An 18,832-nucleotide genomic window follows, 5' to 3' on the forward strand; every position below is an offset into this window, starting at 1 on the left:
TGCTTACAGGTCCCAATCCGCGAACTCGTCTTCGAACAGGTCGATCTCGTCCTGGCTCAGCTCGACCAGGGAGACGTCCGAGGTGCTCAGCCCTCCGACGCCGTCTTCACCGGCGTGCCGCACCAGGGCGGTCAGCGCCTCGAACCACAACTCGCCGATCCGGCGCACCCGGTGCTCGGTGAGCACCCCGGTGGCCCAGGACCAGGCGGCGACGAAGTGGGGGCCGTCGGCGCGGTCCTCGGTTCGCGCGTTGACGGTGGCGGTGTGTGCCAGCGGGGCCGCGTCGTCGGCGCCGCCGAACATCGCGCCCAGTTCGGGCGCGGGGCCCCAGTCGGCCGGTTCGCCGGGATCCGAGGTGGCGAAGCGGCCCAGGTAGTTGAACCCGAGCTGGGGGGAGGGCAGTTCGGCCAGGGACGGGCCGGTCTCCGGGTTGAGGTGGCGCAGCAGCCCGTAGCCGAGGCCGTGGTCCCGGACGGTGCGCAGCTGGTCCTTGACCGCCTTCAGGGCACGGCCGAGGGCCGGGCCGGATTCCGCGATCGCGGCCGGGTCCGGCGTGCCCGGGTCCAGTCGGACCGGGTGGGCGACGGTGAACCAGCCGGCCGTCCGGGAGAGGTCGACGCCCTCGGTGAACTCCTCGCGGCCGTGCGCCTCCAGCTCGATCAGGACGCTGCCGGAGTCCTCGCGGGCCTGCTGGACGGCCAGGGCGAGGCCGGTCAGCAGGACGTCGTTGACCTCGGCGTGGAACTGCGCGGGGAGGCTGGTCAGCAGCGGCTCGGTCAGCTCGGGCGGGAGGGTCAGCTCCAGGTGGCCGACGGTGGCCCGGGTGTCCTGGTGCGGGTCGAGCGGGCGGGATCCGAGCAGGGGGTCGGGGCCGTCCTGGACGCCTTGCCAGTAGGGGAGTTCGTCGGTGCGTCGGGTGGCTTCCCGGGTGAGGAGGTGGGCCCAGGTGCGGAAGGAGGTGCCGGTGGGCTGGAGTTCGCGGCGGTGCCAGGCGGCGGCCAGGTCGGGGAGCAGGATGCGCCAGGAGACGCCGTCCACGACCAGGTGGTGGATCATCACCAGCAGTCGGCCGGGGGCCTGCGGGCCGGCGTCGAACCAGACCAGCTGCACCATCTCGCCCTCGGCGGGGGCCAGTCGGGCCTGCGCGGCCCGGGCCTGCTCCTCGAAGCGGGCCCGCAACTGCGTGTCGGAGAGGCCGGCGGCGTCGACCCGGGCGACCCGGGGCTCGGTGGCGCCGGGCGGCGGGACGTCCAACGTCCAGGTGCCGTCCGCGCCGGTGACCAGGCGGGCGCGCAGGGCGTCGTGGTGGTCGAGCAGGGTGCGCAGGGCGGTGGTGAGGCGGTCGAGGCCGAGCGCGGCCGGGACCTGGAGCAGCATCGCCTGGTGGAAGCCGTCGACCGGGCCGCCGCGCTCGCGCAGCCAGTGCATGATCGGGGTGGCCGGGAGTGCGCCGCTGCCCTCGTCCTCGGCGGTGGCGGTGTTCTCGGACTCCTGCGCGATCAGGGCGAGTTCGGCGACGGTCTGGCGGGTGAAGACGTCCCGGGCGGTGAACACCAGCCCGGCCGCGCGGGCCCGGGAGACCAGCTGGATGGAGCTGATGGAGTCGCCGCCCAGCTCGAAGAAGCCGTCGTCGACGCCGACCCGCTCCAGGCCGAGCAGCTCGGCGAACAGGGCGGCGAGCAGTTCCTCCCGCTCGCTGCCCGGTGCCCGCTCGGTCACCGCCGCCGTGAAGTCCGGGGCGGGCAGGGCCCGGCGGTCCAGCTTGCCGCTCGCGGTGAGCGGCAGGGCGTCCAGCTCGACCAGGGCGGACGGGACCATGTAGTCGGGCAGCGCGGCCGCCAGGTGCTTGCGGACCAGCGCCTGGTCGATCTCCCCGTTGCGGGTGACCAGGTAGCCCACGATGCGCTTGTCGCCGGGGCGGTCCTCGCGGACGATCACGGCGGCGTGGGCGACGTCCGGGTGCGCGGCCAACTGGGCCTCGATCTCACCGAGTTCGATCCGGAAGCCGCGGATCTTGACCTGGTCGTCGGCACGCCCGACGAAGACCAGGGCGCCGTCGGCCGTCCAGCGGACCACGTCCCCGGTGCGGTACATCCGGGAACCCACCGGGCCGTACGGGTCGGCGGTGAAGCGCTCGGCGGTCAGCCCGGGGCGGTTCAGGTAGCCGCGGGCCAGCTGGACGCCCGCCAGGTAGAGCTCGCCGGGCACCCCGGGGGCGACCGGCCGCAGCGAGCCGTCCAGGACGTACACCCGGGTGTTGGCCACCGGCCGTCCGATCGGCACCGCGACGCCGTCCGCGCCGGGCTCGCACCGCCACGCGGTGACCTCGACGGAGGCCTCGGTCGGGCCGTAGAGGTTGTGCAGCGGCACGCCCGGCAGGACGCCGAAGAAACGGTCCCGCAGGTCGGCGGGCAGGGCCTCGCCGGAGCAGAACACCCCGCGCAGGCCGGTGCATCCGGCGGCGCCCGGCTCCTGCACGAACGCCTGGAGCATGGACGGCACGAAGTGGGTGATCGTGATGCGCTCGCGGCGGATCAGGTCGGCCAGGTAGGCCGGGTCCTTGTGCCCGCCCGGCCTGGCGACCACCAGGGTGCCGCCGTTGAGCAGCGGCCAGAAGAACTCCCACACGGAGACGTCGAAGCCGAACGGCGTCTTCTGCAGCACCCGGTCGCCGGGGCGCATCACATGGTCGGTCTGCATCCAGTGCAGCCGGTTGACCACACCCCGGTGCGGGACGGCGACGCCCTTGGGGCGGCCGGTCGACCCGGAGGTGTAGATCACGTACGCCGGGTGGTCCGGGCGGGCCCGGGTCGCGGGGTCGGTGTCCGGGTACCCGTCGAACGCGGCCCGGTCCAGGGCGATGACCGGCACCCCGACACCGCCCGGCAGCACGCCGGCGGTCGCGGTGGTGGTGAGCACCAGGGCGGGGGCGCCGTCCTCCAGGACGTAGCCGATCCGCTCGGCCGGGTACTCCGGGTCCACCGGCAGGTAGGCGCCGCCGGACTTGAGCACGGCGAGCAGTGCGACCACCATCTCGACCGAGCGCTCCAGCACCAGCGCCACCGTCCGCTCCGGACCGGCGCCGTGCTCGACCAGCAGGTGGGCCAGCCGGTTCGCCCGGGCGTTCAGCTCGGCGTAGGTCAGCTCGACGCCCTCGAAGACCAGCGCAGGGGAATCGGGGGTGGCGGCGGCCTGCGCCTCGAACAGCGCGGACATCGTGGTGGCCGGCACCTCGGCGGCGGTGTCGTTCCAGTCGACCAGGATGCGGCGGTGCTCCGCGGCGTCCAGGACGTCGACCGCCCCGACCCGCAGCGACGGGTCGGCGACCACCGCCGCCAGCACCCGGGTGAGCCGCTCCGCCATCGCCTCGGCCGTCGACCGGTCGAACAGGTCGGTGGCGTACTCCAGTTCACCGCGCAGCCCGGCCGGGCCGCGGTCCGCCGTGAACTGCTCGGTGAGGAACAGCGAGAGGTCGAACTTGGCCGAACCACCCGCCAACGGAAGGGAGGCGGCGCTCAGCCCGGGCAGGGCGAGCTCGGCCTCGGCGTTGTTGCGCAGCGCCAGCATCACCTGGAAGAGCGGGTGCCGGGCCAGCGAGCGCACCGGGCTGAGCGCGTCCACCAGCTGCTCGAAGGGCACGTCCTGGTGGGCGTAGGCGCCGAGGTCGGACTCCCGTACCCGGTCCAGGAGTTCGGTGAAGGTCGGGTCGCCGGAGAGGTCGGTGCGCAGCACCAGGGTGTTGACGAAGAAGCCGACCAGCTCGTCCAGCGCCTGGTCCGTCCGGCCGGCGATCGGCGTCCCGAGCGGGATGTCCGTGCCCGCCCCGAGCCGGGAGAGCAGGGTGGCCAGACCGGCCTGGAGGGTCATGAAGAGGGTGACCCCGTGGGCGCGGGAGAGCTCGGCCAGGCCGCGGTGCACCTCCGCCGGGACGGTGAAGGCGACCGTGCCGCCCCGGTGGCTCGCCTCCAGCGGGCGCGGCCGGTCGAAGGGCAGCTCCAGCTCCTCCGGCAGCCCGGCCAGGGCCTGACGCCAGTAGGTGAGTTGACGATCCGTCAGATCCCCCGAGAGCAGCTCGTGCTGCCAGAGCGCGTAGTCGGCGTACTGGACCGGCAGTTCGGCCCACCGGGGCGCCTCGCCCGCGGCCCGCGCGGTGTACGCGAGGGAGACGTCCCGGGCCAGCGGGGCGAGCGACCAGCCGTCGCCCGCGATGTGGTGCAGGGTGAGCAGGATCGCGTGCTCCTCCTCGGCGAGGGTGAACAGCGCGGCGCGCAGGGGCGGTTCGGCGGCGAGGTCGAAGGGGCGGGCGGCCTCGGCGGCGAGCAGCCCGGGGAGGGTGGACTCGCTCGCGGGGGTGACGGGCAGGTGCGCCGTCACCCGGTCGAGGATCCGCTGGTACGGCAGTCCGTCCGGGCCCTCGGTGAACACCGTGCGCAGCGCCTCGTGCCGGGCGGTCACGTCACCGACGGCGGCCGTCAGTGCGGCGGTGTCCAGCGGGCCGGACAGCCGGACGGCCATCGGCAGGTGGTAGGCGGCCCCGCCGTCGCCGAGCCGGTCGAGCAGCCAGAGCCGGCGCTGGGCGTGGGAGGCGGGCAGCTCCGCGGGCCGCTCGCCCGCGATCAGGGCCGGCCGGGCGGTGGCGGCCCGGTCGAGGCGGGCGGCGAGGCCCGCGACGGTGGGCGCCTCGAAGAGGTCCCGGAGGGCGAGTTCGGCGCCGAGCAGGACGCGGACCCGGCTGACCAGGCGGGTGGCGAGCAGCGAGTGCCCGCCGAGGGCGAAGAAGTCGTCCTCGGCCGAGACCTCGGCGACCCCGAGCACCTCCTCGAAGAGCGCGCAGAGCACCTCCTCGCGGAAGGTGCGCGGCGCCCGTCCGGCGGTGGCGGCGGCCGACCAGTCCGGCGCGGGCAGCGCGCGGCGGTCGAGCTTGCCGTTGCCGGTGGTCGGCAGGGCGTCCAGCAGCACCAGGGCGGCCGGGACCAGGTACTCGGGCAGGCCGGCGGCGAGTGCGCGGCGCAGCGCCGCCGGGTCGGGCCGGGTGCCGTCGGCGGGCACCAGGTAGCCCACCAGGCGCTTGTCACCGGGCCGGTCCTCGCGGACCACGACGGCGGCCCGGCGCACCTCGGGCAGGCGGCCCAACGCGGCCTCCACCTCGCCGAGTTCGATCCGGAAGCCGCGGATCTTCACCTGGTCGTCGGAGCGGCCGAGGAAGGCCAGTTCGCCGTCGGCCGTCCAGCGGGCCAGGTCGCCGGTGCGGTACATCCTCGCGCCGGGGGCGCCGTACGGGTCGGCGGTGAAGCGCTCGGCGGTCAGGCCGGGCCGGTCGAGGTAGCCGCGGGCCAGGCCGGCGCCGGCGATGTACAGCTCGCCGGGCACGCCGGCCGGCACCGGGCGCAGCCGGCCGTCCAGCACGTACAGCCGGGCGCCCGCGATCGGACGGCCCAACGGGACCGGGCCGGGCGGGAGTTCGGTGCCGGCGGCGAGGCGCTTCTCGGTGCAGTGCACGGTCGCCTCGGTCGGGCCGTAGTGCTGCACCACCTCGGCCCGCGGGTGCCGGGCCCGCCAGGTGGCCAGCGCCTCGGCGGTGAGCGCCTCGCCGCCGAGCAGCAGCTGCCCGGTCGGGGAGAAGCCGGCCGGGAGGTCCTCCAGCATCGGCAGGTGGCTGGGGGTGCACTTCATGAAGGTGGTGGGGTGCGCGGTGGCGGCGCGCAGGGTGGCCGGGTCGTGCTCCAGTGCGGCGAGGTGCACGGTGCCGCCGGTGGTGAGCGGGGTGTAGAGGCCGACCACGGTCAGGTCGAAGGAGACCGGCGAGTGCACCAGCGCGGTGCCCTGCGCGGCGGCGTACGAAGAACCGCTCCAGCGCAGGTAGTTGACCAGCGAGCGATGCTCGACCACGACGCCCTTGGGGCGGCCGGTGGAGCCGGAGGTGTGGATGACGTACACCGGGTGGTTCGGCAGCAGCGGGGCGGTGCGGTCGGCGTCGGTGAGGTCGGCGGCGGGCAGCTCGGCCAGCTGGTCCAGGGTGGTGTCCTCGTCCAGCAGCAGGGTGGGGACGCCCGCCCCGGCCGGGGCGAGGGCGGCCGTCGCCCGGTCGGTGAGCAGCAGCACGGGCGCCGCGTCGTCCAGCAGGTAGCCGAGCCGCTCGGCCGGGTGGTTCGGGTCCAGCGGCTGGTAGGCGCCGCCGGCCTTGGCGACCGCGAGCAGCGCCGTCACCAGGTCGGGGGTGCGGGGCAGCAGCAGGGCGACGATCCGCTCCGGGCCGACGCCGTGGGCGGTGAGCAGCCGGGCCAGCCGGTTGGCGCGGGCGTTGAGCTCGGCGTAGCTCAGCTCCCGGCCGGCCGCGACCAGCGCGAGGGCGTCCGGGGTGCGGGCGGCCTGCCGCTCGAACAGTTCGGCCAGGGTCCCGCCGGGGGCGGAGGCCGGGGCGCCGGTGCTCCACTCGGTGAGGATGCGGGAGCGTTCGGCGTCGTCCAGCAGGTCGACCTCGCCGATCCGGCGGCCGGGCTCGGCGGCCACGGCGGTCAGCAGGCGCAGCCAGCGCTCGGCGAGCCGCTCGGCGGTGGTGCGGTCGAACAGGTCGACGGCGAACTCCAGTGCGCCCGTCAGGCCCTGTCCGCCGGGGCGTTCGGCCAGTCGCAGCGACAGGTCGAACTTGGCGTCCGGGGCGCCCATGGGCTCCACCGTGCCCCGCGCGCCCGGCAGTTCGAGCACCGCCTCGGTGGTGTTCTGCAGGGTCAGCATGGTCTGGAACAGCGGGTGGCGGGCGAGCGAGCGGGTCGGGTTGAGGGCGTCGACCAGCTGCTCGAAGGGGACGTCCTGGTGCTGGTGGGCGGTGAGGTCGGTGTCCCGGACGCGGTGCAGCAGCTCGCTGAAGGTGGGGTCGCCGCTGGTGTCGGTGCGCAGGACGAGGGTGTTGACGAAGAAGCCGACCAGGTCGTCCAGGGCCTCGTCGGTGCGCCCGGCGACGGGGGTGCCGAGCGGGATGTCCTCGCCGGCGCCGAGCCGGGTGAGCAGGGCGGCCAGCGCGGCCTGGAGCACCATGAACAGGGTGACGCCGTGCGAGCGGGACAGCTCGGCCAGGGCGCCGTGCAGCTCGGCCGGGACGACCAGCGGGACGGCGTCGCCCCGGTGGCCGGCCACGGCCGGGCGCGGTCGGTCGGTGGGCAGGGCCAGTTCCTCCGGCAGGCCGGCCAGGGCCTCCCGCCAGTGGGCGAGCTGGCGCTCGGCGGTGCCGTCCGCGAGCAGGGCGCGCTGCCAGAGCGCGTAGTCCGCGTACTGGACCGGGAGTTCGGGCCACTGCGGGGTGGTGCCGGCCAGCCGGGCGGTGTACGCGGCGGAGACGTCGCGGGCCAGCGGGGCCATCGACCAGCCGTCCGCCGCGATGTGGTGGACCGTCAGGAGCAGCACGTGCTCCTCCGGGGCGAGGGTGAACAGTGCGGCGCGCAGCGGGAGTTCGGCGGCCAGGTCGAATGGGCGGGCGGCCTCGGCGGCCAGCAGTCCGGGCAGGTCCGCCTCGGTCGCCGGGGCGACGGCCAGCTGGACGGCCGGCTCGGGGCGGACGAGCTGCAGCGGCTCGCCGTCCGGACCCTCGGTGAAGACGGTGCGCAGCGCCTCGTGCCGGTCGACGACGTCCCGCAGGGCCGCGTCCAGGGCGCGGGCGTCCAGCCCGCCGTGCAGGCGGACGGCCAGCGGCAGGTGGTAGGCGGTGCCCGCGGTGCCCAGCCGGTCCAGCAGCCAGAGTCGGCGCTGGGCGTAGGAGACCGGGAGGTGCTCCGGCCGCTCGCCGGCGACCAGGGCCGGCCGGGCGGTGGCGGCCCGGTCGAGGCGGGTGGCGAGGCCCGCGACGGTGGGCGCCTCGAAGAGGTCCCGGATCTCCAGCTCGGCGCCGAGCACGGCGCGGACCCGGCTGACCAGGCGGGTGGCGAGCAGGGAGTGCCCGCCGAGGGCGAAGAAGTCGTCGTCCACGGAGACCGCGGTACGGCCCAGCACCTCGGCGAACACGGCGCAGAGCAGTTCCTCGCGCTCGGTGCGCGGGGCGCGGCCGACCGGGCCGGCGCTCACGGCGGGGGCGGGCAGGGCGCGGCGGTCGAGCTTGCCGTTGGGCGTCAGCGGCATGGCGTCCAGCACCACCAGGGCGCTCGGCACCATATGGGCGGGCACCAGCCCGATCAGGTGATCGCGCAGCTCGCGCACCAGGGCGGAGCGGTCCCGGGCACCGGCCGGGACGTTGGTGAAGGAGGCGGTCGGGGCGGTCGGGGCGGACCCGGTCGGCTCGGGGCCGACGCCGGGCGCCGAGAACACCACCTCCACCGCGCCCGGGTCGACGGCCGACCACTCGACGGCGACCCGGTAGCCCAGCCGCTCGCCGAGCGGGTGGAAGTCCTCCGGGTCGGGGGCGGCGGCCGGGTCGGGGGCGGTGGCGGCGGCCGCGCGGGCCTCCGCCACGGTGCCGCCGCCGTCCAGGATCCGCAGCGCGGCCAGCTCGGCCGCGATCCGGCCGTTCGGGACGTGGGTCAGCCGCAGTCGCTCCGGCCGCTCCTCGTCCAACACCCGGACCGCCTCGGCGAGTTCGCCGGTCCAGCGGTGCCGCAGGGCGGGCCCGGCCGGGTCCTGGGCGAGCGGGCGGCGGCGCAGCACCGCGTCGTAGCGGTAGCGGCTCAGCTCGTTGTGGTGGCGGCCGCGCCGCAGCAGCACCTCGGCGCCGCCGAGCTCCGGCAGCTCACGGGCCAGGGCCGCGAACAGCGCGGGGTCGACCAGCAGCTCCTCCTCACCGGCGACGGCCTGCCCGGCCTCGCGCAGCAGGGCCGCCGGGTCGGCGTCCGCCGCCGCCCGGCCGAGCCGGATCGCGGTCTGGAAGCTCCGCTGGAGCCGCAGGTTGCGCAGGTCGCCGAGGAACACCGCGCCGCCGGGGGCGACCAGGTCCAGCGCCCGGCGGACCACGTCCACCAGGTACTCGGCGCTCGGGAAGTACTGCGCGACGGAGTTGACCACGACGGTGTCGAAGGACCCGGCGGGCAGACCGGCCAGGTCGTGCGCGGGCCGGGCCGACAGCTCGACCCGCCCGGTCAGCTCCGGCACCCCGGCGACCTTGGCGCGCAGCGCGTCGATCGCCGCGCCGGAGACGTCGGCGCCGTGGTAGGCCTCCACCCGCGGCGCGAGCTGGGCCAGCAGCAGCCCGCTGCCGACGCCCAGCTCCAGCACCCGGCGCGGGGCCAGTCCGAGGATCCGGGCGACGGTGGTGTCCCGCCACTCGGCCATCTCCTCGGCCGGGATGGCCCGGCCGTCGTAGCTGCTCTTCCACAGGTCGAAGTCGGCGCCCAGGGCGCGCTCGGCGCTCTGCCGGTACTCGGCGTCGAACACCGTCTGCCAGCCGCCGACCTGCTCGGCCTCCCGGCCGGGGTCGCGGTCGGCGGCCTCGGCGGCGGGCACCACGTAGCCGACCAGCCGGACGTCGCCGGGGTGGTCCTCCCGGGCCAGCACGGCGCTCTGGGCGACGCCGGGGTGGCGCAGCAGCGCGGCCTCGATCTCGCCGGGCTCGATCCGGTGGCCGCGGATCTTGACCTGGGCGTCGGCGCGGCCGAGGAAGACCAGCTCGCCGCCGTCGCTCCAGCGGGCGCGGTCGCCGGTGCGGTACATCCGGGCGCCGTCCGGGCCGTACGGGTCGGCGGTGAAGCGCTCGGCGGTCAGCGCCGGGCGGTCGTGGTAGCCGCGGGCCAGGCCGTCGCCGGCGAGCCACAGCTCCCCGGCGACGCCGGGCGGGACCGGCCGCAGGCGCTCGTCGAGCACGTACACCCGGGTGTTGGCGATCGGGCGTCCGATCGTCGGGGCGGCGTCCGGGGTGACGGGCGAGGTGGTGGACCAGATGGTGGTCTCGGTCGGCCCGTACAGGTTGGTGACGTCGCCGATCCGGCACAGCTCCCCGGCCAGCGGCGCGGGCAGCGCCTCGCCGCCCACCAGCACGCGCAGCGGCGGGAGTTCGGCGGCGTGCTCGGCCAGCGCCCGCCACAGCGAGGGCGTGGCCTGGACGACGGTCGCGCCGGAGTCCGCCAGCAGGGCGGCCAGCGCGCCGGGGTCGCGCACGGTGGAGCGGGGCACCAGCTCCACCCGGGCGCCGGAGACCAGCGGCAGGTACAGCTCCAGGGCGGCGATGTCGAAGGAGACGGTGGTGACGGCGGCCCAGCGGTCCTCGGCGGTGAGCGGGAAGCGCTCGGCCATGTCGGCCAGGAAGTTGGCCAGGTTGGCGTGCGAGAGCACCACGCCCTTGGGCCTTCCGGTGGAGCCGGAGGTGTAGATGACGTACGCGGGGTGCGCGGGCAGCGGCGCGGCGAGCGCGACCTCGGCGCCGGGCTCCTCCTGCGGTGCGTCCAACAAGAGTACCGGGCAGGGGAGTTCGGCCGGCAGCCGGTCGGCGGTGTCGGCGGTGGCCAGCACCAGCACCGGGGCGGAGTCCGCCAGCACGTAGGCGATCCGCTCCGCGGGGTACTCCGGGTCCACCGGGACGTACGCCGCACCGGACTTGAGCACCGCGAGCAGCGCCACCACCAGCTCGGCGGTGCGCGGCAGCGCCAGCGCGACCCGGCGCTCCGGCCCGGCGCCGCGGGCGGCCAGCAGCCGGGCCAGCCGCTCGGCGCGGGCGTCCAGCTCGGCGTACGTCAGCTCCACGCCCTCGCAGCCGAGCGCGACGGCCTGCGGGGTGCGGGCGGTCTGCGCCGCGAACAGCTCCGGCAGCAGGGCCGGCGGGATGCTCCGGGCGGTGGCGTTCCACGCGGTCAGCACGGTCGAGCGCTCGGCGTCGGTGAGCAGCGCGGCCGCGCCGATCGGCTGCTCCGGGGCCTCCACCAGGGCGGCCAGCAGCCGCACCCAGCGGGTGACCAGGGTCTCCACGGTGCCGCGCTCGTACAGGTCGGTGGCGTACTCGACGGAGCCCCGGATGCCGTCCGGCCGGCCGTCCGGGCCGGTGTGCTCGGACAGGTTGAGGAACAGGTCGAACATCGCGGTGTCGGCGGCGACCGGCTCGATCCGGCTCGCCAGGCCCGGCAGGTCCAGCACGGCCCGGGTGTTGTTCTGCAGCGCCAGCATGATCTGGAACAGCGGGTGGCGGGCCAGCGAGCGGGTCGGGTTGAGGGCGTCGACCAGCTGCTCGAACGGCACGTCCTGGTGCTGCTGGGCGGCCAGGTCGGTGTCCCGGACCCGGCGCAGCAGCTCGGCGAAGCTGGGGTCGCCGCTGGTGTCGGTGCGCAGGACGAGGGTGTTGACGAAGAAGCCGACCAGGTCGTCCAGGGCCTCGTCGGTGCGCCCGGCGACGGGGGTGCCGAGCGGGATGTCCTCGCCGGCGCCGAGCCGGGTGAGCAGGGCGGCCAGCGCGGCCTGGAGCACCATGAACACGGTCACCCCGTGCTGCCGGGCCACCTCCGCCAGGCGGGCGTGGACGGCCGCCGGGATCTCCACGGCGGCCAGCTCGCCCCGGTGGCCGGCGACGGCCGGGCGCGGTCGGTCGGTCGGCAGCGCCAGCTCCTCGGGCAGGCCCTGGAGCGCGGTGCGCCAGTGCGCCAGCTGCCGGCCGAGCAGGCTGTCGGGGTCCTCCTCGCGGCCCAGCAGCTCCCGTTGCCAGAGCGCGAAGTCGGCGTACTGCACCGGGAGTTCGTCCCACTGCGGGGCCAGTCCGGCCCGTCGGGCGGCGTACGCGGCGGAGACGTCGGCGGCCAGCGGGGCCAGCGACCACCCGTCGCCGGATATGTGGTGGAGCGTCAGCTGCAGGACGTGCTCCTCCGCGGCGAGCGCGAACAGCGCGGCGCGCAGCGGGAGTTCGGCGGCCAAGTCGAACGGCCGGGCGGCCTCGGCGCGCAGTGCGGCGGCCAGCCCGTCCTCGGTGGCCGGGCGCACCGGCAGCGGTACGGCGGCCGCGGCCCGCACCACCTGGTACGGCAGGCCGTCCGGGCCCTCGGTGAACACCGTGCGCAGGGACTCGTGCCGGGCGGAGACGTCGCCGAGCGCGGCCGCGAGCGCGGCGGTGTCCAGTGGGCCGGAGAGCCGGACGGCCAGCGGCATGTGGTAGGCGCCGCCCGCGCCGAGGCCGTTGAGGAACCAGAGCCGGCGCTGCGCCGAGGAGACCGGCACCGCCTCGGGCCGCTCGGCCCGCAGCAGCGGCCGTCGGGCCCCCTCGGCCCGCTCCAGCCGCTCGGCCAGCGCGGCGACGGTCGGCGCCTCGAACAGGTCGCGGACCGGCAGCTCCACCCCGAGCACGGTGCGGACCCGGCTGACCAGGCGGGTGGCCAGCAGGGAGTGCCCGCCGAGGGCGAAGAAGTCGTCGTCCACCGACACCTCGGGGGCGCCCAGCAGCTCGGCGAACAGCGCCACCAGCCGGGCCTCGCGCGCGGTGCGCGGCGCCCGCCCGGCCGGCTCCGCGGTCAGGGCGGGGGCGGGCAGGGCCCGGCGGTCCAGCTTGCCGTTGGCCGTGACCGGCAGGGCGGCCAGCTCCACCAGGGCGGACGGGACCATGTAGTCGGGCAGCACCGCCGCGAGGTGCCTGCGGACGCCCGCGAGGTCGACGTCCCCGGCGGCGACCAGGTAGCCGACGATGCGCTTGTCGCCGGGGCGGTCCTCGCGGACGACCACGGCGGCGTGGTCGATGTCCGGGTGGGCCGCCAACTGGGCCTCGATCTCGCCGAGTTCGATCCGGAAGCCGCGGATCTTGACCTGGTCGTCGGCGCGGCCGGCGAAGACCAGGGCGCCGTCGGCGGTCCAGCGGGCGATGTCACCGGTGCGGTACATCCGGGAACCCACCGGGCCGTACGGGTCGGCGGTGAAGCGATCGGCGGTCAGGCCGGGGCGGCCCAGGTAGCCGCGGGCCAGCTGGACGCCGGCCAGGTAGAGCTCGCCGGGCACCCCGGGGGCGACCGGCCGGAGCCGGCCGTCGAGCACGTACACCCGGGTGTTCCAGACCGGACGGCCGATCGGCACGCCGGGGCCGCTCGCGGGGGCGGCGCAGTCCCAGGCGGTGACGTCGACGGAGGCCTCCGTCGGGCCGTACAGGTTGTGCAGCGGCACGCCCGGCAGGACGCCGAGGAACCGGTCGCGCAGCTCGGCGGGCAGGGCCTCGCCGGAGCAGAGCACCGCGCGCAGGCCGGTGCACCCGGCCGCGCCCGGCTCCTGGACGAAGGCCTGAAGCATGGACGGCACGAAGTGGGTGACGGTGATCCGCTCGCGGCGGATCAACTCGGCCAGGTGGGCCGGGTCCTGGTGCCCGCCGGGCTTGGCGACCACCAGTGCGGCGCCCTCCAGCAGCGGCCAGAAGAACTCCCAGACGGAGACGTCGAAGCCGAACGGCGTCTTCTGCAGGACGCGGTCCCCGGCGCCGATCCGGTAGGCGTGCTGCATCCAGGCCAGCCGGTTGACGATGCCCCGGTGCGGGACGGCGACGCCCTTGGGGCGGCCGGTGGAGCCGGAGGTGAAGATCACGTAGGCCGGGTTCAGCGGGTGCGGGGCGGCCGGGCGCGGACCGGCCGGGTCGGCGGCGAGCCGCGCCAGGACGGCGGGGTCGTCCAGCGGCACGACCTCGGTGGCGGTGTCCGGCAGCGCGGCACGGGTGGCCGCGGTGGCGAGCACCAGGGCGGGCGCGCCGTCCGTCAGCAGCGCGCCGATCCGCTCGGCCGGCAGGTGCGGGTCGACCGGCAGGTAGGCCGCGCCGGACTTCACCACCGCCAGCAGGGCGACCACCAGCTCGACCGAGCGCTCCAGCACCACCGCGACGGTGCGCTCCGGACCGGCGCCGTGGGCGGCCAGCAGCCGGGCCAGGCGGTCGGCCCGGTCGTCGAGTTCGGCGTACGTCAGCTCGGTGCCCTCGAAGACCAGGGCGGTCGCGCCGGGGGTGCGGGCGGCCTGGGCCTCGAACAGCTCCGGCAGGGTGCGGTCGGGGACCTCGGCGGCGGTGTCGTTCCAGCGGTCGAGGACGTGCTCGCGCTCCTCCTCGGTCAGGATCTCCACCGCGCCGATCCGCCGCCCGGGGTCGGCGGTCACCGCGTCGATCAGCCGGGCCCAGCGGGCCGACAACTGCTCGACGGTCGCCCGGTCGAACACCTCCTCGGCGTACTCGACGGTGCCCTCGATGCCACCGAAACCGGCTTCGTCGGAGGTGAGTTCGGTCAGGCTCAGGGCCAGGTCGAACTTGGCCGCCGGGGCGCCGGTCGGCTCCACCCGGGCGTGCAGGCCCGGCAGGTCGAGGGCGGCCGCGGCGTTGTTCTGCAGGGTCAGCATGACCTGGAACAGCGGGTGCCGGGCGGTCGACCGGGCCGGGTTGAGCACGTCCACCAGCTGCTCGAACGGGACGTCCTGGTGGGCGAAGGCCGAGAGGTCCGACTCCCGGACCCGGCCCAGGAGTTCGCGGAAGCTCGGGTCGCCGGAGACGTCGGTGCGCAGCACCAGGGTGTTGACGAAGAAGCCGACCAGCTCCTCCAGTGCGGCGTCGGCGCGCCCGGCCACCGGGGTGCCGAGCGGGATGTCCTCGCCCGCGCCCAGGCGGCTGAGCAGGGCGGCCAGCGAGGCCTGGAGCGCCATGAAGACGGTCGCCCCCTCGGCCCGGGCCAGCTCGGCGAGCCGGCGGTGGGTGGCGGCGGACACCGTGACGGGCACGGTGGAGCCGCGGTGGCCCGCCACGGCGGGCCGGGGGCGGTCGGTCGGCAGCTCCAGCTCGGTCGGCAGACCGGCCAGGGCCTCGCGCCAGTGGTCGAGCCCGCGCTCGGCCGCCGCGCCGTCGAGCAGCTCGCGCTGCCAGAGCGCGTAGTCGGCGTACTGGACGGGCAGTTCGGTCCACCGCGGCGCGGTGCCGGCGCGGCGGGCGGTGTAGGCCGTGGAGAGGTCGCGGGCGAGCGGCGCCATCGAAGCACCGTCGGCGGCGATGTGATGGACCGTCAGCTGAAGCACGTGCTCGTCTGCGGCGATCCTGAACAGGACCGCGCGCAGCGGGAGTTCGGCGGTGAGGTCGAAGGCGGGCGCCGCATGCGCGGCCATCGCCCCGGCGAGCTGCGGCTCGGTGACGTCCACGACCGGGCAGTCGACCGCCGCTCGCGCGACCTCCAGCACCCGCTGCCGGGGGTCACCCGCGGCGTTCTCGGTGAAGACCGTGCGCAGCGCCTCGTGCCGCGCCACGACGTCGCCGAGGGCGGCCGTCAGGGCGTCGGAGTCGAGCGGGCCGGAGAGCCGGACCGCCAGCGGCAGGTGGTAGGCGGCGCCGGCGGTGCCCATCCGCTCCAGGAACCACAGGCGCTGCTGGGCGTAGGACAGCGGGAGTTCGGCGGGCCGCTCGGCGGCGGCGAGTGAAGGTCGGGCAGGGGTGACCACGCCGGCGCCGATCCGCTCGGCGAAGGCGGCGACGGTCGGGGCCTCGAACAGGTCGCGCAGCTGCGGCTCGACGTCGAGCGCGGCCCGTACCCGGCCGAGCAGCCGGGTGGCCAGCAGCGAGTGCCCGCCGAGCGCGAAGAAGTCGTCCTCGATTCCGACCGCGGGCAGGCCGAGCACCTCGGCGAAGGCGGCGCAGAGCAGTTCCTCGCGCTCGTCGCGCGGGGCGCGGGCATCGTCGGAGGCGGTGAACTCGGGTGCGGGCAGCGCGAGTCGGTCGATCTTGCCGCTCGGGGTGAGCGGCAGGGCGGGCAGCGCGACCAGGGCGCTCGGCACCATGTACTCGGGCAGGGTGCCGCGCAGGTGGCGCCGCAGCTCCTCCCGGTCGTCGGCGGGTGCGGAGGCGGCCGCGGACTCGTCGAGGACGACGTAGCCGACCAGCCGCTGGTCGCCCGGCCGGTCCTCGCGCACCACCACGACGGCCCGGCGCACCGCCGGGTGCCCGGTCAGCGCGGCCTCCACCTCGCCGGGTTCGACCCGGTTGCCGCGCACCTTGACCTGGGCGTCGGCCCGGCCGAGCAGGTCGATCGAGCCGGCCGGGTTCCAGCGCGCCAGGTCGCCGGTGCGGTACATCCGGCTGCCCGGCAGGCCGTACGGGTCCGCGAGGAAACGTTCCGCCGTCAGCCCGGCCCGGCGCAGGTAGCCGCGGACCGGGGCGGCGCCGCCCACGTACAGCTCGCCGACCGCTCCGGCCGGGACCGGCCGCAGCGCGGCGTCCAGCACGTACGCGGTGGTGTTGTCGAAGGGCAGGCCGATCGGCTGGCGCCCGGCGTCGCAGTCGCCGGAGACGGAGTCGCCGCAGATCTCGGAGGAGCCGTAGAAGTTGACCAGCCGGGCGTCCGGCAGCACGGCGGCGAAGCGGGCCGCCAGGTACGGCGGGATGCTCTCGCCGGTGGTGATCCACAGCCCGCAGAGCGCCAGTTCGGCCGGGTCGGCGGTGTCCAGCATCGCCGCCAGCAGGCTGGGGACCACGATGATCCGGCCGACCCGGTGCTCGGCGATCAGCCCGGCCAGTGCCAGCGGGTCCTTGGCCTGCTCGCCGTCGGCGAGGACCAGGCCCTCGCCGTGCAGCAGTGCGCCCAGCAGCTCGCTGGAGCCGTCCACGAAGCTCAGCGAGCTCTTGGCCAGCAGCGGGCGGCCGGGGAGGTACGGGTGGCGGCGGGCGATCGCGCCCAGGTGGTTGACCTCGGCGGCGTGCACCCCGACCACGCCCTTCGGGCGGCCGGTGGAGCCGGAGGTGTAGACGACGTAGGCCGGGTGCTCGGGCAGGAGCGGGCGCAGCCGGTCGGCGTCCGTCAGATCCGAGCCGTCGGTCAGGTCGGCGCGGTCGTGATCGGAGCCGTCGGTCAGGTCGGAGCCGTCGTGATCGGAGCCGTCCGCGTGGGTCGTCGCGGGAAGCAGCAGCACCGGGGCGTCGCAGCCCGCCAGGACGGCCGCGGTCTCCTCGGCGGCGAGCGCCAGCACCGGCCGGGCGTCGGCCAGCATGTACCCGATCCGCTCGGCGGGCCAGGTCGGGTCGACCGGCAGGTAGGCCGCGCCCGTCTTCAGCACGGCGAGCAGCGCCACCACCAGCTCGACCGAGCGCGGCAGCGCCAGCGCGACCAGGTCCTCGGCGCCGACGCCACGCTCGACCAGCGTCCGGGCGAGCCGGTTGGCCCGGGCGTTGAGCTCGGCGAAGTCCACCCGCTCGCCCCGGCAGACGACCGCGGTGGCCTCCGGCGTCCGGGCGGCGCGCCGCTGGAACAGCTCGGTCAGGGTGGTCCGTTCGACGGGCGCCGCATCGCCGGTGCCGGCCGCGAGCAGCCGCGCGTCCTCGGCGGGCTCCAGCAGGGCGATCCGGCCGACCGGCTGGTCGGCCCCGCTCGCGGCGAGGCGGTCGAGCAGCCGCAGGAAGCGCTCGGCGTGCCCGGCCAGCTCCCGCTCCTCGTACAGCGCGGGGTTGGCGTCGACGACCAGCCGCATGCCCCGGCCGGCCTGCCGGTCGTAGACCACGAAGGCGAGGTCCTCGACCGGGCCGTTGCCCAGGTTGTGGAAGGTCGCGGGGTGGCCGCCGAAGGAGAGGTCGTAGTCGAAGGACATGATGTTGACCGTCGCGCCGGCCAACTGCCCGGTGCCGCCGAGGAGTCCGAGCTCCCGGCGGAGCTCCTCGTAGCGGTAGCGCTGGTGGCGCAGCGCCTCGCGGGCGGTGGCGCTGGTGTGGCGCAGCAGCTCGCCGACCGTCCGGCCGGGGTCCGCCGACAGGCGCAGCGGCAGCACGTTGGTGAGCATGCCGGGAACGGCGCGGGCGGTGCGGCCGACCCGGGCGGTCACCGGCAGCCCGAGGACGACCTCCGGCGCGCCGGTGAGCCGGCCGGTGTACAGCGCGGCCGCCGCCAGCAGGACCACCGAGCGGCTGACCCCGAGCCGGCGGGCGCCGGCCCGCAGCGCGTCGGCGTGGGCGGGGGAGAGCTCGATGCCGTGCCGCAGGTGGGTGTGGGCGGCGGGGGCGGTGCGGCCCGCCAGGGTGGCCGGCTCGGGGCGGTCGGCCAGCCGCTCCAGCCAGTACCGGCGGTCGGCCTCGTACGTCGCCGAGGCGCGGTACTCGGCCTCCTGCTCGACCAGGTGGCGGAAGCCCGGCAGCGCCCCCTCGGCGGCGGGCTCGCGGCCCTCGGCCAGCGCCGAGTAGACCTCGGCGACCCGGGCCGCGATCAGCGGGCCGGTGAAGCCGTCGACCAGGGCGTGGTGGGCCCGCTGGTACCAGAACCAGCGGTCCTCGGCGGCCCGGAACAGCAGCTGGGTGAAGCCGCGCCCCCGCGAGGGGTCGAGCGGACGGGCCAGGTCGGCCCGCATCCGGTCGAGCGCGGCCGCCCACGGGTCGGACTCCCCGCTCACGTCCACCAGCGGCAGCGGCCAGTCCCCGTCCTCGACCACCCGCTGGACCGTCACGCCGTCGACGACGGCGAACCGCAGCCGGAACGCCTCGCACTCCCGCACGGTCCGGCGCACCGCCCGCTCGAACACCGCCGGGTCGATCGCGCCGTGGATCTCCGTGCACTCGGAGACCTGGTAGGCGGGGGAGGCGGGGTCGAGCTGCTGGGCGAACCACAGGCCGGACTGCCCGGCGAGCAGCGGCCAACTGGTGGGGGAGACGTCCGACATCGTTGAGGGCTCCGTTGGTCGGCGTGGATTCGTACGGGGTGCTGCGGTGGTGCTGCGGGGGTGCGCGGCGGCGGGCGGAGGGCCCGGCGCGGGGGCGCGGGAGGGCGACGGGGGCACGCTGAGGGGTGCCCACGGGCGTGCCGGAACCGGGTGACGGCCGGTCACGCCCCGTGGCCTCGATCAATGTAGTCGCAGGTCAGGCGGCCGTCGGTGGCTCCGAACGTCGCCCAGGTGAAGATCAGGGAAACCTTGACCGAATCACCAGCGCATCGACCTGGTTTCTGGTAAGGGCGCTACCGGCCAAGTT

General features: G+C 76.2%; 1 protein-coding gene. It reads right to left on the bottom strand.

Annotated features, from left to right (window positions below; translation table 11 throughout):
• Positions 1-3: 3 nt before the first annotated feature.
• Entirely contained in the window at positions 4-18,525 is an 18,522-nt protein-coding gene (locus tag ACIP4P_RS04065) for a non-ribosomal peptide synthase/polyketide synthase (protein ID WP_400914531.1), read from the bottom strand.
• Between the last annotated feature and the right edge of the window lie 307 nt (positions 18,526-18,832).

This window comes from Kitasatospora sp. NPDC089509, from assembly GCF_044749365.1.
Taxonomy (GTDB): domain Bacteria; phylum Actinomycetota; class Actinomycetes; order Streptomycetales; family Streptomycetaceae; genus Kitasatospora.